A 20,795-nucleotide genomic window follows, 5' to 3' on the forward strand; every position below is an offset into this window, starting at 1 on the left:
CGCGGAACGAGCCCAGTACCGACGAAGCGAATGCCGCCCCAACACCGCGCGCACGCAGTTCGGCCCCGTTCAGGAGTGGGGGGTAGGGGTCTCCTGACCGGGGCCGAACTTGTGAATCACCGCACGTCGTGCGTGCACCCCAGATGCGGGATGTACTTATAGAGAGTCACGTTGAACGCTTAGCATTACGCGGTCGCGGAAAGTTTTTGTTGCGCGGGCAGCATCATTGGCTCGGTACCAGCTCCGAGAGTCGAAGCCGCAACGGAATCCCGCCAGCGGTGGATCCCGACACGTACTCAAACGTCACCACGACATCATCGAGTTGTTGCTGCTTCTCGGGCACGAACGTGAGCGGCGAGAGTGAGTGCTGCCGCGAGCCGATAACCTCTCGGGCAACCTCGACCCCGTCGATCACGGCCCTCACCTGCCAGCCCATGTAACCGGTGACGGTGATGGAGTACTTCGCGAACGGTGCGGTGCCTGCCCAGGTGGATCGCTCCGGCACCCACCCCGGCGCGGCAGGCGGGAAGGCCGGCACGGGTTCCGGATCCATTGGGAGAGCAGCAGGAGCCGTGGAACCTGCCAGCGGCACAGGCATCGCGACCGGCGGATCAGGCGTCACGGCTGGCACAGGTGGCGACAACGGCACGGAGCCGGAAGGCGTCGCCGGTGTGGCGCCCGATCCCAGGGGCGCGCTGGCGTTCTCAACCTCGGACCTTTCCTGCCCAGACGGGGAAGGCTGATCCGCTGAAATTTCGTTGCTCGGTTTGACGGGCTGTGGATCACGCGGGACTGGCGCAAACTTCACCTGCTCAGTCGCCCCAGTCGGAGAAACAACCGTGGTGGGCGCGCCTTGAACGAGTGTGCCCATAAGCAGTGCCGCGGTTGCTGCAGCAGTCGCGGCGAGTGCCGTCCACTTGAGCCAGGGGCGGTACCCCGCAGAGACCAGGGCTGGGGTCACGTGGGCATGCGGCTGAGCTTGCAGCGGCGCCAGTCCCTGCGCCTGCCCCTGCGCCCCGCCAGGATCACCCCCTCCGCTTCCGAGCGCGGTCGCCCCGAAGAGACCGACGAGGAGGATCGAGCCGAGGGCAAGGCCTGCGTGTCGGGCTTCGTTCGCCATCCGGGCGCAGTCATCACAGATCGACAGGTGCTCCTCAATGCGCCGCTCGACGGGTCGGGTCGCGCGATCTCGCACGTAGGCACCCATGCGGCCGAGCACCCAGGCGCACTCCTCGCGCGCGCTGATCCGCTCGACGTGGCCCTCGATCCAAGCCTGCCGTAGGCCTTCACGCGCCCGAAAGGCAAGCTGCGAGGCACCGCCAGCGGTAAGCCCGAGCAGGTCCGCGACTTCGGCGGCACCCATTCCCTCGACCTCGAAATACCACAGCGCTTCCTGCCAGCGGGGCGGAAGGCCGCGGAACGCATCGAAGATCACGGCGTGCTCCGCATGCCGTTCGAAGGGGTCTTCGCCGAGAAAGCCGTCGAGCTCATCGATGGGCACGCTCGCCGCAACTGGTGCGTGGCGTCGCAACGATCTCACGCCGATGTTTCTCGCGATCGTGTACAGGTACGCCCGCACCCCGATCGTCGGTCCCCCGCCCCGCTGAACGGCTCGATGCATCGCCAAGAACGCCTCCTGCGCCAGATCCTCCGCATCCGCGTTCCCCACGAGCCGGGCCGAGATGCGCACGGTGGCGCTGTGGTGACGTCGCCACAGCTCGACAAGCGCCGCCTCCTCGCCACGCCGCAGCGCGTCGACGAGCTCAGCATCGCTGCGCTCAACCGGCCCATCCACATCCAACATCTCGCCCCTCCGCTTCCCAATTGGATTGTCGCTGCGAGCACGCCCGCTCAACCGCGACGCCCTTATCCCAATGCGCCTCCTGTGCGCGGTCAACAACTTCACGCACATTTGGGCCGTGAATCGGTACCGCCTTGGCGCGAAGCCACAATTGACCAGTGTTTCCTCCGCGCCGCGCAGAACCCGCAATAAGATTGCAAGATGCACGGAAATCGGGGGGTGTCCGCAGGTCGGGCGTCCGGCGATTCCCCTTCGATCACCGCTCGCGACTGGGTGACTGAACAACCCGTCAACACCAGCGCCAGCCTGCATCACCTCCCCGAAGACGAAGAGCTTCGCCTTCGCGAGTGCTCGGTTGAGCCGATCCACCTCATCGACCGGATCCAGTCGCACGGCTCGCTGTTGGGTGTGGATCAGGGCATCGTCACCCACGCGAGCGCTGACCTGGCGCACTGGCTCGGTACTCCCCTCGAGCAGGCTCACGCCGAATTGGCCGCTGTGGTGCACGGCCATCAAGAGGGAACTTGCTCCCAACGCATCACCCTCACAGATGCGCACTATGAGGTGATCGTGCACCGGAAAACCGAGCCGCTCCTCATCGAGTTTGAGCCGTTCCTTGAGTCTGCCGACTTTTCGATCTCCGCGGTAATGGATGCGATCCACCGCATTGGTGAGGTCGCAGACCCCGCGCAGCTGTTGCAGTCAGCCGCACAGGAAATCAGGATGCTCACCGGATTTGACCGGGTGCTGTGTTACCGCTTCTTTCGTGACGGTCACGGTCAGGTCTTGGCCGATGAGCACGAACCCGGCATGGAACCCTATTTGGGGTTGCATTTCCCCGCCTCCGACGTTCCTGCGCAAGCACGCGCGCTCTATGTCAACAAGCTGTCTCGAACCATCGTCGACACTGAAGACCCGGGTGTGGCAATCCACTATCTCCCCGGGGCCGACCACCCGATGGATCTCGGCGCTTCGGAGCTGCGGCGGGCCTCAGAACACCATCTGCATTTCATGCGCAACATGGGTCAGGTTGCGACCCTCTCTCTGAGCCTCGTGAGCGACGGCAGGCTTATCGGAATGTTCACCTGTGCACATCGCGGCCCGAAACGGGTTCCCCTGCAAATCCGCCGCTTGCTGGAGGTGCTCGCACGACTCGTCGCAGAGAAGCTCGCTTCCAGCCGGGAGATCAGCCGCTTGCAACGTCAGCTGGAGTCAAAGCGAAAACGATCGGAGTTCGTCGCGCCGTTCTATGGTTCGCAAAACCTGCGCAGCGTATTCGAGCAGGCGAGGGCGACGATTCGCGACCTCATCCCCTGCGAGGCCGCGTGCATTCTCTTTGCGAACGAGATGTACGTTGTTGGTCCGGTGCCCCCGGTGGAGCGTATTACTCAGTTCCTCGCGCAGCATGACGGCAAGCCCCTCGTGACAGATGCTCTCTCGTTCGACTATCCGGAGCTCGCAGAACTGGTCCCGGGCGCGGCTGGGCTGATCGTCATTCCGCTCATCGAACCCGGCGACTGCATCGTGCTGTTTCGCGGTGACTTTGCCCGCGAGGTGCACTGGCTCGGAGATCAGACCAGCACCAATCGAGCATCCGCACTCTCCCCCAGGAACTCTTTTTCACTGTGGCGTGAGAGCGTCACCGGTCGATCACTGCCGTGGGGTGTCACCGCAGAAGAGGCCTTCGCGCTCGGCGCTGATATCAAGGCGGCTCTCACCGCGCGCGAGAACGCAAAGCTCGCCGAGTTGGCCCTCGTTGATGCCCTCACCGGGCTTCCGAATCGCCGGTATCTCGACGAGCACACCGATAAGTTTTTTGATTCTCACCGTGACGGCGTTGCCGCCATTTTCCTTGACATTGATGATTTCAAGGGGATCAATGACCGGCACGGGCACGACGTGGGCGACGTGGTGCTCGTCGAACTCGGGCGGCGACTCGAGCGGGCCTCGCGAGACAACGACATCGCGGTTCGACTGGCGGGTGACGAGTTTGTCGTACTGTGTCACGATGTGGATCAGCAGGCCGCCCAGTCCATTTCGCTACGCCTGGTCAAGGCCCTGGCGGAGCCCATCGATGTGCACGGATCACCCCTATACGTTGGCGTCTCTGCGGGTGTCGCGATGGCGGCCCCGCATGAGAGTTTCGAGGATGTGCTCCGGGCTGCAGACAGCGCCATGTATCGGGCAAAGCGAGAGACCAAAGAGCTAGAAACGGGAGAGACCGCTACGCTCGCCACATGAGCACTGATTTGTCCTCCAAGATGAGCCTTCGGCCCACGCATCAGGTACGCACCCCGAGTGACCGAGTTGCCCTTGTGACGGGGGCGGGTGCCGCAGACGGCATCGGATTCGCGACCGCGCTCCGCCTCATCGCTGCCGGATACCGGGTGGTCGTCGGCGCGACCAGCGAGCGGATCCGCGACCGCGCAGCCGAGCTCACGGCCCGGGCGCTTGATCTCGGCGGCAATCCGCAAACGGTGCACGCCGTGCCGGTGATTGCTGACCTCACCGAGGATGCGGGAGCCGAACGAATTGTGGCTGCCGCCGTCGAGGCATTCGGCAACATCGATGTGCTGGTGAACAACGCTGGCATGACTTCGGTCTCAGACCCGCAGTCGCCCGCCAGCCTGGCCGGGCTCGATCGCGCCGGCTGGGAGCAGGCCCTCACTCGAAACCTCACCACCGCCTACCTGGTGACTCGGCAGGCACTCCCCTACCTGACCGCCGCCGAGCACGGGCGCATTGTCACGGTCTCTTCGGTGTCCGGCCCGATCCTCGCATACCGCGGCGATGTCGGATACCACGCGGCAAAGGCTGGGCTCGTGGGTCTCACCCGGTCGCTCGCCGTTGATCTGGCCGCGTCGGGCACCACAGCGAACGCGGTTGCGCCGGGGTGGATCCGCACCGGATCCGCAACCGAGCACGAAAACCGCATGGGCGATGCCACGCCGATGGGTCGATCAGGCACCCCCGACGAGGTCGCCGCGGTCATCGAGTTCCTCGCTTCACCAGGTGCCTCATACGTGACCGGACAGGTACTGGTGGTCGATGGCGGCAACGCGATCCAAGACGAGAAGGGCCTCGACTAGGGCGTGTTGATCAAGTCTTCTGAGGTGCTCGTCGGGGAAACTTGACCCATGGCAATACGTCAAGAGATCCCTGATGAAGTGTGGGCGGTGCTCGAGCCATTGATGCCGGTTCCTGATGGGCGTTCTCGCCCATGGTCGAATCACCGGCTCGCAGTCGAGGGCATGACATGGAAATATCGGACCGGTGCCCCCTGGCGGGACGTTCCAGAACGGTTCGGGAGGTGGAACACGATCTACAAACGCTTCACGAGGTGGGCGGAGGATGGCACCTGGGAGCGGATGCTCGCTGAGGTGCAGAAGCAAGCTGATCGGCTCGGGGCGATCGACTGGGTCGTGTCGATCGATTCGACGATCGCGCGCGTGCATCAGCACGGTGCGACATTGCCGCGCCTAAAAAAGGGATCTGTCGAATTACAAGAATCCGCTCGCGGAGCCTGACGACCACGCGATCGGGCGATCGCGTGGAGGCCTCACAACAAAGGTGCACCTGGTCGCGGACGGGAAAGGCCGACCACTGGGGATGGTCGTGACCGCGGGGAACGTGAACGACACCACGATGTTCGCTGCAACGCTGGACGATATCCGGGTGCCACGAGAACGAGGACGTGCGCGTTCCCGCCCGGACCGTGTGCTCGCCGACAAGGGGTACCCCTCGCGGGCGAACCGGGCATGGCTGCGTGCGCGCGGAATCGCAGCAACAATTCCTGAGCGTGCCGATCAGATCAAGCACCGCAGCAAGCGGCCGGGCCGACCGATCGAGTTCGGCGAGGAACAGCAGCGACGCTATCGGGGGCGGAACGTGGTCGAGCGGTGCTTCAACAAGTTGAAGCAGTGGCGCGGTATCGCGATGCGGTATGACAAACTCGCACGGAACTATCGTGCGGGTGTGGCGTTGGCATCGATCCTGATCTGGATCAACACAGAGTTAATCAACACGCCCTAGCTCACCCGTGAGGCCTGGGCATCGCGGGAGCACCCTTGTACTTGGGATTTGCAAGCACCAGGGCCCCCCACTCGCAGTCGGCATCACCACAGAATCGCACGCGTTCGACTGAATAGACTCGGCTTCATGTTTCAGACCCCACGCGCCCTGTTCCGCACCCTCGCGTTCGCAGAGGCCGTCTCGTGGACCCTCCTCATTGCTGGGCTGATCACTCGCGCCGTTACCGGCTGGGAACCCGCTGTCGCAATCGGCGGCAGCATCCACGGCTTCGTCTTCCTGTCTTACGGCGCAACGGCGATCCTTGTCGCCAAGAATCAGCGCTGGGGCATCGGCGTGACCCTCGTCGCGCTCTTCAGCGCGATCATTCCATACGCGACCATCCCCACCGAGATCTGGGTGAACAGGTCCGGCCGTCTCGCCGGGGAGTGGCGCACGACACCGACCGCCGACGCGCGCGACGCGCGCTGGCACGACCGGGCGTTTCGCTTCCTCATCACCCACCCGGTTCTCACCGGAGTGGCGATGCTCGCGGCAGTCGTGCTGCTCTACGTGGTGCTGCTGATCCTGGGCCCACCCGTCAAGCGCTAGTTCTCACTGAGCGCGGGAGACCAGACTCGTTCCACGATTCGGTCCTTTCCGCTATGTTTCGCTTCGTACATCGCCGCATCTGCAGCAGCAACGAGTTGACCTGGGCTCGGTGTCGGGCACATTCCGGCTGGCTCCCAGATCACCGCTCCGATACTGGCAGACAGCTGCGCGCCCGCGGCCTCCCCCTCCAACGGCCTGCGAATGGAATCTCGAATCCGCGTCGCAAACGCGCCGACGTCGCGCGCATCGATATGCGTCACTGCGACCACAAACTCATCACCCCCCAGCCTGGCAACGGTCTCGCCGGCCCGACATGTCTCGCGGAAGCGATCCGCCACCGAGATCAACACCTCGTCGCCAACCCGATGACCGAACTGATCATTGATGGGTTTGAACCCGTCGAGGTCTATGAACAATACGGCGCACGTCGACCTTGCTCGACGCGAGCCTGCAAGCATCGATTCCAGTCGTTCCTCAAACAGCATCCGGTTCGGAAGCCCGGTTAACGCGTCATGCAGGGCGCGGTGCCGCACCCGGTCCTGCAGCTGCAGGTGCTCGATGACACGTTCGGCCTGCACGGCGAGGGCATGTAGAGTCTCGAGCACGTCCGCTTCGAGACTGCGACTGCGTCGAAACCACGAGTGGATCGCCCCGAGCACCACCGACTGGCCGTCCCTGGCCCGCAGGATCGGCGTGATGATCAACGCCTCAACTCCGGCGGCAAGCAGCGCGTCCGCGGCTTCGGGGATCTGCGAGCGGATCTCATCCACCGTGCGACAGACCACCATTGCAGTCGGGTACTCAATCGTGCCGAAGTGGGGGTTGTTCCCGGGGCGACTGCCCCAGGAGCGCTCGGTCTCGCCCTCCGTTGGCCCATCCGCCTCTGCGACCCGCACCAGGGTCCACGCTGCCTGGACTGCCCGCCCGGCCACGTCGGTGAGGGTTCGACCCAGGTCGTCGAGGCCCTCCGCCACGGCCAGCTGGCTCGTTGCCTCCTGCAGCAGGCTCAATTGCGTGCGGACGACATCGGCCGCGCGCCTGGCTTCCACCAGTTCACGCTCAAATGCTAGACGTGCTGCAGCGTCGATGAGTGCCACGTAGACCCGTCGTCCGTGCGCAGAATCCTCCACCAGGTTCGCGTTCAAGATCACCGAGGTTGGCTGCCCCTCCCGACCTCTCACCTCGATCACCACCTCGCGTACCGATCCACGTTCGAGCAACGCCGGCATCAACCGCGTTTCATAGAGCAGCCTCCCGGCGGGGGTCAGCCACTCAACGAGGTTGCGCCCGACCACTGTCTGCGGCTGACGTGCACCCGACAACCCCAACCACTGCGTAAGAATCGGGTTGTGAGAGAGAATCTCACCGTTGAGGTTCACGGCGCACAGGGCAACCGGTGCGTGTTCGAAGAGACTGCGGCGCTCTTGCATCACAGCGCGGCTCGAATATGCGTTTCAATGAGCTCAGGTTCGGCGAGGTGCACGAAATGCCCCGATGCGTCTAACGTGACGAGGGTGCAATCGGGAATGTGATCACGCAGGTACGCACCAATGTGCGGCGGGGCAATGATGTCGCCCTGGGACTGCAACACCACGCATGGAACCGGGATCTCGCTCAGCCTGTGCCTGGTGTCGCTCAGAAAGGTGACGCGCGCGAAGTGGGTGGCGATGCGAGGCGGGGTTGCCGCAAATTGCTCGCGCACCCTCTCGGTGATCTCAGGTCGATCGGGTCGCGCGGTGACGATCGGCGCGAGCGATGTTGACCAGGCCAACTGGTTCGCGTCGATCGCGTCGAGCAGGCCGGTCACATCCGCCCGACTGAAGCCGCCGCGGTAGTCTCCATCGTCGATGTATCGTGGCGAGGGGCACACCATCAGCAGCCTGCGAAACAGGTCCGGGCGGCGGATCGAGGCGAGCGCCCCAATCATGCCGCTCACCGAGTGCCCGACAAACAACACCCGCGAGACGCCGACCGCATCAAGCACCTCGATGAGGTCCTCCGCGTAACCATGCAGTGAGTCATAGCGTTGTTCGTCGTAGGCGGCAAGATCAGAACGGCCTGAGCCCACATAGTCGAACAGCACCACCCGGTGCTCCCCCGCTAATCGTTCCACGATGCCGCGCCAGACCGTCTGATCTGTTCCGTAGCCGTGACCAAACACCACGACGGAACCGTGCTCGGCCCCGAGAACAGAGACCGCGTTCCGCGCCAAAACCTGGCCTGCCGTCAATTCGCCGCGACCCGCTGCGTCCCCCACGCTCATGCCCACAGTCTGCCACGCTTCCCAGACGCCACGGTCGCCGCGTCTACCCTGATCGGTAACCTGACCGGCCTGGGTTTCGGCGCGCGCAAAGGCTGTACAGGTAGCATGGGCCCACACGCTGAAACCTGTCGGCGGGTGCTCACGTGCCTGCATTCGGTTCGGCACCGGCGAGGACAGACGAATTCGATGCACCAGGAGGGGGCGAACACCATGGGCATTCTTGACAGCGTCGAACGTGGGCTGGAGCGGGCCGTGAACGGTGCCTTCGCCCGTACCTTTCGTTCCGGAGTGCAGCCGGTAGAGATCGCGTCCGGACTCAAGCGCGAGCTTGAGATTGGCTCCGTCATCGTGGATCGCGACCGCGTCCTCGCCCCCAACCGCTTCGTCGTGCGCCTGTCTGCCGCCGACGCGTCGAGGCTGAAGAGCCTGGGGGGCACCCTGGAGCGTGAACTCATCGGGGTGGTCAACAAGCACGCGAAGCGTCAGGGCTACCAGCTCCTCGGCGAGGCCGACGTTGAACTCCGGGTTGACACCTCGCTCACAACTGGCGTGCTGCAGATCGACGCCACTCAGGTCGAGGGGCGGGTCGCCTGGACGCCCATGATCGAGGTCGACGGTATTCAGCACGAGTTGCACCGCGGTACCACCGTGGTGGGTCGTGGGAGCGACGCGGGGATCCGCATCACCGACACCGCAGCATCGCGTCAGCACCTGCAACTCATCTGGGATGGCCAGTCGGGCATCGCGCGCGATCTCGGCTCGACCAACGGCTCGAAAATCAACGGGCAACGGTTCCGCGAAGCAGCATTGAACCCCGACACCGTCATTACCATCGGGCAGACCACGCTGCGTTTCCTGCTTGTTCCCGCGCGCTCCGGCGCTCGGCAGGCCAGCCCACCGCAAGCTTCGGAACGCAGCGGCTCCGGCGGCGCGCGACCTGGCCAAACCGGGATCGAACAAGATTTCTGGAGGGGATTGTGAGCGAACTCACCCTCTTGATCCTCCGCATCGGCTTCCTGCTGCTGCTGTGGCTGTTCATCTTCGCGATCGTCTATGCCCTACGCAGCGACCTCTTCGGGGCACCCGTGCGGAAGCTGCCGAACGACGCTTCAACTCGGCGATCCACTGAAAGCCAGGCCGCCCCGGATCCCGTTCCCGTCCCGGTGGGAAGCACCCAGCCGGCCTCGCCCCCCGTCATCACTCCGAGCGGCGGCGCACTCCCCCCAGCCGGTGCTACTTCACGTGCCGCGACCCTCGTCATCACCTCGGGTGTCGCCGCTGGCACCGCGATCCCGCTCGATGACGAGATGATCACCATCGGTCGCAGCACCGATTCAACCCTTGTCATTGTTGACGAATACACCTCGACCTATCACGCCCGGCTCGCGCGACACGGTGATCAGTGGCTGCTCACCGACCTCGATTCCACCAACGGCACGAAACTGAATGGCACCCGCGTCACGGGCACCGTGACCGTGCCCGTGTTCACCCCGATCACCATCGGCACCACCACGTTTGAGTTGAGGCCCTAAGAGTGACCGTCGGGTACGCGAGCGCCATTGGTTCCCACGTGGGAATGGTGCGATCGAACAACCAGGATTCGGCGTTTGCCGGCGATCGTTTGTTTCTCGTTGCCGACGGCATGGGTGGGCACGCGGGTGGCGATGTCGCGTCGGCGCTCACGACCCGCGCGATCGCCAAGCTTGACGCAAACACCGAAACGGGTCAGCTCGACCTCAATGGTGAGCCCGTTGCCCCCACCGAAGCGCAGGCGAGAGCGTTCAGTGATCAGCTGGCGGATCAGCTGTTGCGCGCGAATCGCATGCTGCGTTCGACCGTAGGCGAACGCCCCGAGCTCTCGGGCATGGGCACCACGTTCACCGGGTTCATGACCGTGGGTGATCGCCTGTCGCTGGCACACATCGGCGACACTCGCCTGTACCTGCTGCGAGATGGCAAGTTCACGCAGGTGACACAAGATCACACGTTCGTGCAGCACCTGGTCGACAGCGGGCAAATCACCGAAGACGAGGCGAAGACGCACCCGCGCCGCTCTGTACTCATGCGTGTGCTCGGCGACGTCGACAGTTCACCCAAGATCGACACTGCCGTGCTGCAGACAAGGCCCGACGACGTGTGGCTGCTGTGCTCCGATGGGCTGTGTGGCTATGTCGAAGACATCGACATGGAAAAGATTCTGCTGCGACGCCCGTCGCTCCAAGGCGCAGTGGATCAGCTCATCGACAAGGCGCTTGCGCACGGGGCCCCCGACAACGTCACCGTGGTGCTCGTCGAGACCATGGCCGCCCCACTTACCGCCGCCGAAATGCCTGGCCCCCGGTTCGCCGGATCCGCAGCCACCGAGACAGCCGACGAGGAAGTCAGTACGAGTCGCACCCGACTGCTCTCGCGCCGGCGCATGATCCGACGCTCAACCCCGGCCGCCGAGAGCCACTTTGAGCCTCGCATCGATGAGTACCTGGCCGAGCTGATCGCCGAGACAAAGCGACGTAATCGAAGGCGGCGCGCGATCTGGGCCATCGGGCTGCTCGCGCTCATCGCGGTGATCGCCGGATCGCTGACGCTCGGCTACCAGTGGACTCAGAGTCTCTACTACGTCGGCACCGACGGCGACACCGTGATCATCTACCGCGGAGTGCAGCAAGGTATCGGCACGCTTTCCCTGAGTTCCGAGGCGGAAGACACCGGGATCCCGCTCGATTCGCTGGGCGGGCTTGAGCAGCGCCAGGTCGAGCGAACGTTGAGTGCGGGCTCCCTCGCGGAAGCGCGCGAGATCGTGCTGCGTCTGGGGGTGGAACCGTGAGCAAGTCACAGGGATACGAGAACACTCGCACGAGCGAGACGGTGTTGCAGCGCATCACCGCGCTTCGACAGCCTCGCCTATTGCGCGGTCTCGAGCTCTCACTTACCCTGTTCGCGCTAGTGATTGGCGTCGGTGCGGTGATCATTGTGGATCTCACCGTGCTCGGCGAGGTCTCAACCACGCTGCTCCCCGGGGGTGTGGCATTTGTGCTCTCCGTGCTGGCGCTGCACGTGGTGGTTCGGCGGGTCGCTCCCGATGCTGACCCGCTCATCGTGCCGGTGGCAACGCTGCTCAACACCATCGGGATCGCGCAGATCTATCGAATTGACCTGTCCAAAGACCTGGTGGGCTGGGATGCCGTCTCGATCAGGCAGCTCGTCTGGTCGACCATCGCGATCCTCGTCGCCATCGCCGTGGTTGCGCTCATCCGTAACCACCTGGTGCTGTTCCGATACACCTATCTCACGGGTCTCGCGGCGGTCGTCTTGCTGCTCCTACCGATGCTGCCGCTGATCGGTCGCGAGATCAACGGCGCCCGCGTCTGGATCTTCATTGGCGCATTCTCTTTTCAGCCGGGTGAGATCGCGAAGATCTTGTTGGCGATCTTTTTTGCAGGCTACCTCGTGCGCAATCGCGATGCGCTCTCGATGGTGGGAAAGAAGTTCGCTGGCATTCGCTTCCCCCGGGGGCGAGATCTCGGGCCGCTCGTTGCGTTTTGGCTCATCGCCATGTCGGTGCTCGTCTTCCAACGCGACCTCGGCACCTCGCTTCTTTATTTTGGGCTGTTCCTCTCGATGCTGTACGTCGCCACGGGCCGCGTCGGGTGGATCGTGCTCGGTGTTGGCCTCTTCCTCGCCGGCGGCATCCTCGCGAGCCAGGTCCTCGACTATGTCGGCAACCGCTTTGCGAACTGGCTCGATCCGTTCTCCGACCCGTTGGGGGCGAGCTTCCAGCTGGTGCAGGGGCTCTTCGGCATGGCAAACGGTGGCATGACCGGCACTGGCCTCGGGCAGGGCTATCCGGGCGATACCCCGCTCGCGCAGAGCGATTACATCATCCCGAGCCTCGGCGAAGAACTCGGCCTGGTGGGGCTGTTCGTGATTCTTGGGGCCTACCTCGTCTTGGTCGGTCGCGCCCTGCGCATTGGCTTTGCCGGGCAGGATGATTTCGGCAAGCTCCTCGCCGCGGGCCTGGGCTTTACGCTCGCGCTACAGATCTTCATCGTGGTGGGCGGTGTCACCCGCGTCATTCCACTTACCGGTCTCACCGCGCCATTTCTCGCGGCGGGCGGCTCGTCGCTGGTTTCTAACTGGATCATCATCGCCCTGTTGCTGCGACTCTCGAACTCGGTACGCAACCGACCGAAGCTGGTGATTCGCGCATGAACAAGCAATTGAAGAATCTCACCCGCACCGTGTTTGGTATGTTCATCGTGCTGTTCTTCGCCGTAACCATGATTCAGTTCGTCTCTGCCGACGAGCTGCGCGCGAACGAACTCAACGGCCGCACGCTGAAGAATACGTACAAGGTTGAACGAGGCTCGATCCTGGTTGGCGGCGATCCCATCGCGTTTTCCACCGCCACGCAAGACGACTATCGCTTCATCAGGCAATATACGAACGGGCCCCTGTTCGCTCCGGTCACCGGTTATTACTCACATACCCAGGGCATGACCGGGCTTGAGCAGGCGATGAACCAAGAACTCTCGGGCCTCGGTAGCGCCCAGTTCTTCACGCGTATCGTGCGCACCGTGACCGGGGTAAAACCGCAGGGCAGCTCGATTGAGACCACTCTCGACCCCCTGGTGCAACAGGTCGCTGCGGATGCCATGGCCGGGTACGAGGGAGCCGTAGTGGCGATCGAACCCGCCACCGGTCGTGTGCTGGCGATGGTGTCGACACCCAGCTTCGATCCGAACCTCCTCTCGACCAACAACGACGCCGAGATCATCACCAACTATCGTCAGCTCGAGGCCGATGAGACCCAGCCACTGCTCAATCGTGCAATAGGCGGCGATCTGTACCACCCGGGATCCACCTACAAGCTGCTCACCGCGGCTGCCGCAATCGAAAACGGTACCGCGACCCCGGAGAGCACGTTCGACAACCCGGCGACCCTGCCTCTGCCACAGTCGAGCGCGATCATGCAGAACGCCTCGCGAACCACGTGCGGGCCTGGCGACACCGTGAGTCTCACACAGGCAATGATCTTCTCGTGCAATATCCCGTTCGCCGAGCTCGCGATGAGCATGGATCGTGACGCGGTACCGAAGATGGCACGCGAGTTTGGCTTCGACCAGGAGCTGTCCATCCCTCTCATTGTGACGCCGAGCACCTCGCCTGCGCCCCTCGACAGCGCGCAGGTCGCGCTCGCGTCAATCGGCCAGCTCGATGTGCGATCCACCCCACTACAGATGGCCATGGTGTCTGCGGGCATCGCCAACGAGGGCGTGGTGATGAAGCCGTATCTGGTCGACCGGGTCATTACGCCCGACCTCAGGGTTGAAAAGCAGTTCGAGCCCGAGCAGCTCAGCACTCCGATTTCTGAGGAAACGGCGGCGGCGCTCACCTCAATGATGGAACGCGTGGTGGGCGACCCCGATGGCACCGGTCACGTTGCGGCGATCCCGGGCGTGCGAGTTGCGGGCAAGACCGGCACCGCCGAGAACGGCCTCGATGCGAGCGGCGTGGATCGACCCTTCACCCTCTGGTACACCGGATTCGCCCCGGTTGACAACCCGAAGGTGGCAATTGCCGTGGTAATCGAGAATGGCGGCGGGGCCGCCCAGAGTTTCTTGGGGAGTTCATACGATCTGCCCACTACAGTCGGAAAACAAGTGATGGAAGCGGTGTTAAGCCAATGAGACCAGTGGCAGGAGTAACGTTCGGCGGGCGCTACGAGCTGAGCTCGAGGATCGCCATCGGGGGAATGGGCGAGGTCTGGAAAGCGACCGACAGCATTATCGGTCGCACCGTCGCCATCAAGATCCTCAAAGACGAATACATGGGAGATCCAGGGTTCCTCGAGCGCTTTCGCGCGGAAGCGCGCCATGCCGCGCTCGTCAACCACGAGGGCATCGCAAACGTCTTTGACTACGGTGAGGAGCAGGGCTCCGCATACATTGTGATGGAACTGGTGCCGGGCGAGCCTCTTTCGACGATCATCGAGCGCGAGGGCCGATTGCCGGCCGATCGCGTCCTCGGCATCGTCGCGCAGACCGCGACCGCACTGCAGGCCGCCCACGATGCCGGGCTCGTGCACCGAGACATCAAGCCGGGAAACCTGCTCATCACCCCCGAGGGTCGCGTCAAGATCACCGACTTCGGCATCGCGCGGATCGCCGATCAAGTGCCACTTACCGCCACGGGGCAGGTCATGGGCACCGTGCAGTACCTCGCGCCCGAGCAGGCGAGCGGGCACACGGCAACCCCGTCGACCGATTTGTATTCACTCGGAATCGTCGCCTACGAGTGCCTCGCGGGCAAGCGCCCCTTCACCGGCGAGTCACAAGTGGCGATTGCCATGGCACAGATCAACGATGCGCCTCCTGCCCTTCCCGCCGACGTTCCGGCTCCGGTACAGCGGCTGGTACTGGCCTGTCTCGCGAAGGATCCTGACGAGCGTCCACAGACCGCAGCGAAGCTCGCGCAGGCAGCGACCGCACTTCATCGCGGCAATCTGGCACTTGCCGCCAGTTACGTGCCCGCCGTGGCGGGTGCGGCAGCGGCGGCAACCGTCGTCATGTCGCAGCAGGGCCTCTCCGACGCGGCGACCACCGCCCTCCCGCAGACCACCGTTCTACCCGGTGGAGCGGGAGTCGCCCAGCCGCTTGATGGGAATGTGGACGACACGGATCCGCAGAAGAAGCGAAGCCCCTGGACCTGGCCGCTGATCACTTTGCTCATCCTCCTCGTGCTCATTGGCGCGGGAACCGCGTTCGCGCTTTTCTCAGCGAACAATTCTGGCAATGACGAGCCCACCACCACGCAAACCACAACACCGACCACCACGAAGAAGCCCACGACGACCGCCGCAGAGACTGCCGCGGTCGAGGCTTCCGCCATCGTCGGCACGAACGTCGAGGAAGCGATCGGTTACCTGCGGGGTCTGGGATTCATCAACGTCAGTTCTCAGCCCGGAAGCCCGGGTCCCGACGACCAGGTCAACATCGTGACCGACGTCAATCCCACGGGGGCCCGCGTCAAGCTCGACCAGCCCATCATGCTGACCTTCACGGTGCCCTTCGGCGATGTCGCGAAGCCCGCGGCCCCGCGCACCAGCAGTCAGACCGTGGAATCCGGCGGCACGGCGACCGTCAGCTGGGATGTGCCCGCATGCCCGACCGGACTCACCATCCAGGCATACAACGTGACGGTCAACGGAGACGGAACGGCTCCGGGATCGGTGCCGAGCCCCAGCGTGACGGTGACCGCAAACAAGATTCCGCCGCCACAGCCCGACGGTCAGATGAGCGTCACCTACACGGTGACATGTGGAAACGGTTCTTCCGTCACCCGCACCTCGCCAGCGTCGGATCCGGTCACGATGGTGGTCACTGCTGCCACCCCTGCCCCCGACCCAGCACCAGCCGAATAGGCACCAAGGCCTCTGGCCCCACGCGTGCTCAGCCACAACCCACCCGCCCTAAACTAGAAGCCAGTGCGACGATCGCGAGAGAGGTGACCGATGACTGAGACCCCTCAGGCCAGCCAGCAGCGCATACTCGCGGGCCGGTACGCCATCGGCGAGTTCATCGGCCAGGGTGGAATGGCAACGGTGTACCGCGGCACTGACACCAAACTCGGTCGACAGGTTGCGATCAAGATCATGCGCGCGAACCTCGCGGGCGATGAGGCGTTTCGGCTGCGCTTTCGGCAAGAGGCACAGTCGGCCTCGCGCCTGGCTCACCCGAGCGTCGTCCGCGTGCTCGACGCGGGTGACGATCTGATTCAGACATCCGATGGCCCACAGCGACTCCCCTTCATCGTCATGGAGTTCATTGACGGCCAGAACCTGCGTGAACTGACATCAGTGGATCGGCTGTCGCCGACTGAGGCATGCAGAGTTGTCGAGTCGGTACTCACCGCGTTGGAGTATTCTCACCGGGCCGGCATCGTGCACCGCGACATCAAGCCTGCGAACATCATGATCACCCGAACCGGTCAGGTGAAGGTGATGGATTTCGGGATCGCGCGCGCGGTCTCCGAAACGTCTTCGACGGTCCAGCAGACCACCGCCATTCTCGGCACCGCGGCCTATTTCTCTCCCGAACAAGCGAAGGGCGAGACGGTCGATACGCGAACCGATCTCTACTCCACAGGGATTCTCCTTTACGAGCTGCTTACCGGTGACGTGCCCTTCCGCGGTGAAACCGCGGTAGCGGTCGCCTACCAACACGTTAGTGAACGGCCCCAGACTCCGAGCGAACGCGATCCGCAGGTCTCGCCCGAGCTTGATCGGGTGATTCTCCACTCCCTCGCGAAGGACCGCGCGCGGCGCTTTCAAACCGCCTCCGAGTTCAGAGACGCACTTCGCCTCGCCCGAGACGGGATCATGCCACGGCTGGGATCGGGAGACGAGCAAGCTCCGGTGCTCTTCACCGGTGGTGAGGAGACTTCGGAATCCGACCTGGCGCTGCGACGCCTCTCCGAGGGCGGCAGCACCGCCCGGTCACAGAGCCGGCCCCCGGTGATGTGGGTCTGGGTGGCCATCCTGACTGTTGTCGCTGTCGTCGCCGCGGTGGTGTTCTGGTTAGCTGCGCTTGCCCCGAAGACCTTTACCCCGAGTAACACTCGTGAGGTTCCCGAACTCATCAGCGTCGATCGAGACGCTGCGTTTGACGCGCTGATGGAACTGGGCCTGGTTCCGGTGCCGACGGAACTCCCCGACGAGGAGATCCCCGCGGATCACGTGATCCGAACCGATCCCGCCGCTGGGGAGCGTGTGACGACGAACACGACCATCCGGGTCTACATTTCCACCGGCCCGGAGTCGCCCGAAGTGCCCGAGATCGGCGGAATGAGTCTCGCCGACTACACCGCTGCCCTCGAGGGGCTCGGTCTGACCGTGGGTATGGTGACCACCCAAGACAACTCGGACCAGCCGGGCGACCGTGTCCTCGCGGTGAGCCCCGAACCCGGAAGCGCGCTTCCACGCGGTCGAGCCGTTGACGTGACGGTTTCCAGCGGAATGGTCATCGTGCCCGATGTCACTGGACAGTCGATTCAGGCCGCGACCGCAATGCTTGAAGGGCTGAACCTGGTCACCAGCGTGAAGCCAAACCCAGGCTGCCTGCAGCAGGCCGGAGTGCCGGTGGTGCAGCAGTCAATCGTTGGGCAGCAACCGCAGGGCTCTGCAATTGAGATTCAATACTGCTCGGGCTAGTCGTTCGAGCTGGTGCTGAGGAGCGGTGACAGCGTCGCGGCAATCTGAGCGGCGTTGACCGCGCCGCACACCCCGAGCCAGTTTGCGAGTTGCTGATACCCGCCCTCGGTGAGTACCGACTCAGGATGGTACTGCACGCCGTAGATGGGCAACTCGCGATGACGGAGTGCCATCACGATCCCCCCCTGTGTTTCCGCTGTGACCACAAGATCTTGGGGCACGGTGCCCCGCACCACTGCGAGTGAGTGGTAGCGCGTCGCCGCAAAATCGGTCGCAACCCCGTCGAAGAAGGAATCCCCCGTGTGATGCACATGAGAAACCTTTCCGTGCATCAGTTCGTCGGCATGGGTGACCGTAGCGCCTAGAGCCTCGGCGATGGCCTGGTGCCCGAGGCACACACCCAACACAGGCACGCCGGTGCGGAGGGCAATGTCCACCATGGGAATGGAGATACCCGCGTCTGCCGGGGTTCCTGGCCCCGGGGATATGAGCACCCCGTCAACCTCTGCCACCAGCTTCTCAAGCTCGCCGATACTCACATCATCGTTTCGAATCACCTGGGTCTCAGCACCGAGTTGCTGCAGGTACCCGTTGAGCGTGTAAACAAAGCTGTCGTAGTTGTCGATTACCAGTATCCGAGTCATCACTCCACCGTCGTTTCTTGAGTCACCAGAAGGGTCGCAACGTAGGGGTACACGATAGCGATCAAGGTGTAGACCACTGCAGCGAGCACCGCGAGAATCACTATCAATCTGATCCACGCAGGGCCCGGGAAAAATCTCCAAATCAGTGAAAACATCAGCTCACCATCCCTCCGAGGTTCGGATTCACCGCACTGAGTTCGGCGGGAGGGCCGACGCTCAGTGGCTGAAAGCTCTCGAGCACCGCATACGCAATCGCACGCTCGGCATCCCCGGCATCCTTGGGATGGCAGGTGGTGAGTGTCAGGATCTGATCCACACCGGGAGTACCGGTCAACCTTGGGAACGGGTTCAGCACGTCGACCTCGTTTGGCCACACATACTCGAATGACCGGAATGTGTAGGTATACCAACCCTGAGCGGTCTGAACATACAGTGGATCACCGACCCGGAGATTCATGATCTCTTTGAAGGAATTGATCAGTGGCCCTGACCGATGGCCGGCAACCGCGAAGTTTCCTGGCTCGCCCGGCATCTGGGTTGTCTCGTAGCGCCCGATCCCCTTTTCGTCGAGGTTCAGCACCGTCCACCAGTCGGTTGTCTCTGCCATACGATTCGCGTAACTTGCACCAAACGCGGGCACGTACAGCACACCGAAGACCTCGGCTGGGGCAACCCTTTCCGTCACCGCCGTCTCGCCGGTCCACGCGGTGGGTTGTTCGTCTGCGGCAGCTGCCCAGGCAGCAGAGTCAATCGCCGAGAGTTCAGCCTGCTTCTCTGTGACCACGACGCCAGTTTGCCAGGGTTGCCACACCAGGTATCCGGCTACGGCAAGCCCGCTGACGAAGAGAATCTCCCCAATAACGGTCAACGGGCTGAGTCTGCCACGACGGCGCCGCACTCGACTCGCCCCGCCGTCGTGTGCGGCGTCGCGGTGCTCGGATGCGTGGGACATGCCCACATTCTATTTCTCCCGGCTGTGAGGCGGGGAGAAGCTCCAGGTAGACTCGTCCGTATGGCAGCTGCGGGTAAAAATGTGAATAAGCGTAAGTCGAAGGCGGTAGAGAACCGCTCCGACCAGGCATCGGTGAACTCCAGTGACATTCCAAACCCGGTGTGGTTCAAGCCGGTGATGTTTGGCTTCATGTTGCTGGGTCTCGTGTGGATCGTGCTCTACTACATCACGAGCTCAACCGTGCAGTTGCCGATTCCCGCTTTCGGACAGGCGAATATCTTTGTCGGTTTTGGACTGGTGCTGGTCGGCTTCCTCATGACTCCATGGTGGAAGTAGTCTGCTGACTCCTCCAGGGGAATCACACGGGTGTAATTCTCCCCAGGTGGGGATAGATCTGTGGATAACTACCAGCCGACCGTGATCGGCGGCACCACCAGGAACAGCCCCGACAACACGCAGAGCACGGCCGCAACGGCGAGCAGCGAGGCCACCCGGGTGCCCTTGCGTCTCGGGCCGCGAGTTGAGAGCAATACCCACATCGTCAGTGCCCCGACGATCATCCCACCGAGATGCGCCTGCCATGATATTGAGGCACCCGGAAGTAGGCCGATCGCGAAGTTGATGGCGATCAACACGGCAAGAGATGTCACGTTCACGCGGGCGGCCTTATAGGCGACGAGCGTCGCAGTCAGGAGGCCGAAGATCGCGCCCGAGGCACCGACCGTCGCGACCTGCAGCGATTGCACGTCGACATACGCCCAGAGCATGACCCCGAGTGATCCACCGAGGCCAGAAAAGAGATACAACAGGAGGAACGCGCCCCGACCGATCATCTGCTCGAGGTTCCGACCAAATAGCCAAAGCGCGAGCATGTTGAAAAGTATGTGAAACACGAACCCCGTGGAGTGCGTGAACATCGCCGTGAGCATCCTCCACGGCTCGAAGAGTTGCGGCATTGAGTAAAGCGGTGCGTACCACAGCGTGCGGGTGACTTCATTGTCGCCAAAATTCGCACTCAGCACCTGTGCTGCGAACACGAGACCACACAGCACCATAATGCTGTAAGTGATGACCGGAGTGCCGGGTGCGGCCAACTTCCGCGCCGTCACGCGCGTTGATCGCTGCGCTCGTTGCGCGACACTGGGCCGGGTTTGCTTCACGCAATCGGTGCAGAGCACGCCGACTGCAGAAACGTGCTGACAATCGGGGCATATCGTGCGCCCGCATCGCTGGCACAGGGTGAAGCTGTGTCGATCAGGGTGCCTGAAGCAGATGTCATCCGGGCCGAACTCGGCCCGTTCGCCGAA

At 63.4% G+C, this 20,795-nt stretch carries 19 protein-coding genes; 12 read left to right on the top strand and 7 right to left on the bottom strand.

Translation table 11 applies throughout. From position 1 onward, the window contains the following. Positions 1-223 precede the first annotated feature (223 nt). Complete coding sequence (locus ACTNFK_RS00320; RefSeq protein WP_435937576.1) at positions 224-1,804, bottom strand: sigma-70 family RNA polymerase sigma factor; 1,581 nt, start codon at positions 1,802-1,804, stop codon at positions 224-226. 198 nt (positions 1,805-2,002) lie between these two features. Between ACTNFK_RS00320 and ACTNFK_RS00325 the strand changes: the two genes are divergently transcribed. The 4 genes from ACTNFK_RS00325 to ACTNFK_RS00340 all read left to right on the top strand — a co-directional run bounded on the left by ACTNFK_RS00325 (position 2,003) and on the right by ACTNFK_RS00340 (position 6,421). After that, complete coding sequence (locus tag ACTNFK_RS00325; RefSeq protein WP_435937575.1) at positions 2,003-4,042, top strand: diguanylate cyclase domain-containing protein; 2,040 nt, start codon at positions 2,003-2,005, stop codon at positions 4,040-4,042. Then, entirely contained in the window at positions 4,039-4,890 is an 852-nt protein-coding gene (locus ACTNFK_RS00330; RefSeq protein WP_435937574.1) for an SDR family NAD(P)-dependent oxidoreductase, read from the top strand. The genes ACTNFK_RS00325 and ACTNFK_RS00330 overlap by 4 nt, the downstream gene beginning before the upstream one ends. Before the next feature lie 48 nt (positions 4,891-4,938). Beyond that, positions 4,939-5,833 (top strand): IS5 family transposase gene (locus tag ACTNFK_RS00335; RefSeq protein WP_435935979.1). Its coding sequence is split into 2 segments (ribosomal slippage): positions 4,939-5,297 and positions 5,296-5,833, totalling 897 coding nucleotides; the frame shifts between segments, so codons are not numbered across the junction. A gap of 126 nt (positions 5,834-5,959) precedes the next feature. Next, positions 5,960-6,421 carry a DUF3817 domain-containing protein gene (locus tag ACTNFK_RS00340; RefSeq protein WP_433645440.1) on the top strand — a complete coding sequence of 154 codons (462 nt, stop codon included), beginning with the start codon at positions 5,960-5,962 and terminating at the stop codon, positions 6,419-6,421. On the opposite strand, the gene ACTNFK_RS00345 is transcribed toward ACTNFK_RS00340, so the two are convergent. Together ACTNFK_RS00345 and ACTNFK_RS00350 are read right to left on the bottom strand one after the other, a co-directional pair. Further along, positions 6,418-7,851 carry a sensor domain-containing protein gene (locus ACTNFK_RS00345; RefSeq protein WP_435936521.1) on the bottom strand — a complete coding sequence of 478 codons (1,434 nt, stop codon included), beginning with the start codon at positions 7,849-7,851 and terminating at the stop codon, positions 6,418-6,420. The genes ACTNFK_RS00340 and ACTNFK_RS00345 overlap by 4 nt on opposite strands. Next, a complete protein-coding gene (locus ACTNFK_RS00350; protein WP_435936386.1) occupies positions 7,851-8,684 on the bottom strand; it encodes an alpha/beta fold hydrolase in 834 nt (277 codons plus the stop codon). Before ACTNFK_RS00350 ends, ACTNFK_RS00345 begins: the two co-directional genes overlap by 1 nt. A gap of 186 nt (positions 8,685-8,870) precedes the next feature. On the opposite strand from ACTNFK_RS00350, the gene ACTNFK_RS00355 reads away from it, so the two are divergent. The 7 genes from ACTNFK_RS00355 (at position 8,871) to pknB (ending at position 17,892) form a co-directional block, all read left to right on the top strand. Further along, positions 8,871-9,665, top strand: coding sequence for an FHA domain-containing protein (locus ACTNFK_RS00355; RefSeq protein WP_433645437.1), 795 nt, complete (start codon positions 8,871-8,873; stop codon positions 9,663-9,665). Continuing rightward, positions 9,662-10,216, top strand: coding sequence for an FHA domain-containing protein FhaB/FipA (locus ACTNFK_RS00360; RefSeq protein WP_435936388.1), 555 nt, complete (start codon positions 9,662-9,664; stop codon positions 10,214-10,216). The genes ACTNFK_RS00355 and ACTNFK_RS00360 overlap by 4 nt, the downstream gene beginning before the upstream one ends. A gap of 2 nt (positions 10,217-10,218) precedes the next feature. Beyond that, positions 10,219-11,508 carry a PP2C family protein-serine/threonine phosphatase gene (locus tag ACTNFK_RS00365; protein ID WP_435936389.1) on the top strand — a complete coding sequence of 430 codons (1,290 nt, stop codon included), beginning with the start codon at positions 10,219-10,221 and terminating at the stop codon, positions 11,506-11,508. Beyond that, complete coding sequence (locus ACTNFK_RS00370; RefSeq protein WP_435936391.1) at positions 11,505-12,893, top strand: FtsW/RodA/SpoVE family cell cycle protein; 1,389 nt, start codon at positions 11,505-11,507, stop codon at positions 12,891-12,893. Before ACTNFK_RS00365 ends, ACTNFK_RS00370 begins: the two co-directional genes overlap by 4 nt. Further along, on the top strand, positions 12,890-14,371 hold the full coding sequence (locus ACTNFK_RS00375; RefSeq protein ID WP_433645433.1) for a peptidoglycan D,D-transpeptidase FtsI family protein: 1,482 nt from the start codon (positions 12,890-12,892) through the stop codon (positions 14,369-14,371). The genes ACTNFK_RS00370 and ACTNFK_RS00375 overlap by 4 nt, the downstream gene beginning before the upstream one ends. Beyond that, positions 14,368-16,104 carry a serine/threonine-protein kinase gene (locus ACTNFK_RS00380; protein WP_435936392.1) on the top strand — a complete coding sequence of 579 codons (1,737 nt, stop codon included), beginning with the start codon at positions 14,368-14,370 and terminating at the stop codon, positions 16,102-16,104. Before ACTNFK_RS00375 ends, ACTNFK_RS00380 begins: the two co-directional genes overlap by 4 nt. Positions 16,105-16,194: 90 nt before the next feature. Further along, entirely contained in the window at positions 16,195-17,892 is a 1,698-nt protein-coding gene (gene pknB / locus ACTNFK_RS00385; protein ID WP_433645431.1) for a Stk1 family PASTA domain-containing Ser/Thr kinase, read from the top strand. Here the strand turns inward: pknB and ACTNFK_RS00390 are convergent. Genes ACTNFK_RS00390 through ACTNFK_RS00400 form a run of 3 tightly spaced genes read right to left on the bottom strand, consistent with a single transcriptional unit; the run spans position 17,889 to position 19,488 of the window. Then, positions 17,889-18,536 (bottom strand): anthranilate synthase component II, encoded by a 648-nt coding sequence (locus ACTNFK_RS00390; protein WP_435936394.1) that lies wholly within the window; start codon positions 18,534-18,536, stop codon positions 17,889-17,891. The two genes, pknB and ACTNFK_RS00390, sit on opposite strands and share 4 nt — an antisense overlap. Further along, on the bottom strand, positions 18,536-18,691 hold the full coding sequence (locus ACTNFK_RS00395; protein WP_435936396.1) for a hypothetical protein: 156 nt from the start codon (positions 18,689-18,691) through the stop codon (positions 18,536-18,538). Before ACTNFK_RS00395 ends, ACTNFK_RS00390 begins: the two co-directional genes overlap by 1 nt. Further along, positions 18,691-19,488 (bottom strand): class E sortase, encoded by a 798-nt coding sequence (locus tag ACTNFK_RS00400; RefSeq protein WP_433645429.1) that lies wholly within the window; start codon positions 19,486-19,488, stop codon positions 18,691-18,693. Before ACTNFK_RS00400 ends, ACTNFK_RS00395 begins: the two co-directional genes overlap by 1 nt. A gap of 60 nt (positions 19,489-19,548) precedes the next feature. Between ACTNFK_RS00400 and ACTNFK_RS00405 the strand changes: the two genes are divergently transcribed. Further along, positions 19,549-19,824: a cell division protein CrgA gene (locus ACTNFK_RS00405; RefSeq protein ID WP_433645428.1), complete on the top strand. Its 276-nt coding sequence runs from the start codon at positions 19,549-19,551 to the stop codon at positions 19,822-19,824. Between the two features lie 68 nt (positions 19,825-19,892). Here the strand turns inward: ACTNFK_RS00405 and ACTNFK_RS00410 are convergent, their stop codons facing one another. Then, a complete protein-coding gene (locus tag ACTNFK_RS00410) occupies positions 19,893-20,597 on the bottom strand; it encodes a rhomboid family intramembrane serine protease (RefSeq protein ID WP_435936398.1) in 705 nt (234 codons plus the stop codon). Between the last annotated feature and the right edge of the window lie 198 nt (positions 20,598-20,795).

The organism is Leucobacter fengyongliangi (genome assembly GCF_052386045.1).

Bases quoted from the DNA above. Each gene is read 5' to 3' on its own strand.
- ACTNFK_RS00320 (WP_435937576.1), bottom strand. From the start codon at position 1,804: ATGTTGGATGTGGATGGGCCGGTTGAGCGCAGCGATGCTGAGCTCGTC.
- ACTNFK_RS00325 (WP_435937575.1), top strand. From the start codon at position 2,003: ATGCACGGAAATCGGGGGGTGTCCGCAGGTCGGGCGTCCGGCGATTCC.
- ACTNFK_RS00330 (WP_435937574.1), top strand. From the start codon at position 4,039: ATGAGCACTGATTTGTCCTCCAAGATGAGCCTTCGGCCCACGCATCAG.
- ACTNFK_RS00340 (WP_433645440.1), top strand. From the start codon at position 5,960: ATGTTTCAGACCCCACGCGCCCTGTTCCGCACCCTCGCGTTCGCAGAG.
- ACTNFK_RS00345 (WP_435936521.1), bottom strand. From the start codon at position 7,851: ATGCAAGAGCGCCGCAGTCTCTTCGAACACGCACCGGTTGCCCTGTGC.
- ACTNFK_RS00350 (WP_435936386.1), bottom strand. From the start codon at position 8,684: ATGAGCGTGGGGGACGCAGCGGGTCGCGGCGAATTGACGGCAGGCCAG.
- ACTNFK_RS00355 (WP_433645437.1), top strand. From the start codon at position 8,871: ATGCACCAGGAGGGGGCGAACACCATGGGCATTCTTGACAGCGTCGAA.
- ACTNFK_RS00375 (WP_433645433.1), top strand. From the start codon at position 12,890: ATGAACAAGCAATTGAAGAATCTCACCCGCACCGTGTTTGGTATGTTC.
- ACTNFK_RS00380 (WP_435936392.1), top strand. From the start codon at position 14,368: ATGAGACCAGTGGCAGGAGTAACGTTCGGCGGGCGCTACGAGCTGAGC.
- pknB (WP_433645431.1), top strand. From the start codon at position 16,195: ATGACTGAGACCCCTCAGGCCAGCCAGCAGCGCATACTCGCGGGCCGG.
- ACTNFK_RS00390 (WP_435936394.1), bottom strand. From the start codon at position 18,536: ATGACTCGGATACTGGTAATCGACAACTACGACAGCTTTGTTTACACG.
- ACTNFK_RS00395 (WP_435936396.1), bottom strand. From the start codon at position 18,691: ATGTTTTCACTGATTTGGAGATTTTTCCCGGGCCCTGCGTGGATCAGA.
- ACTNFK_RS00400 (WP_433645429.1), bottom strand. From the start codon at position 19,488: ATGTCCCACGCATCCGAGCACCGCGACGCCGCACACGACGGCGGGGCG.
- ACTNFK_RS00405 (WP_433645428.1), top strand. From the start codon at position 19,549: ATGGCAGCTGCGGGTAAAAATGTGAATAAGCGTAAGTCGAAGGCGGTA.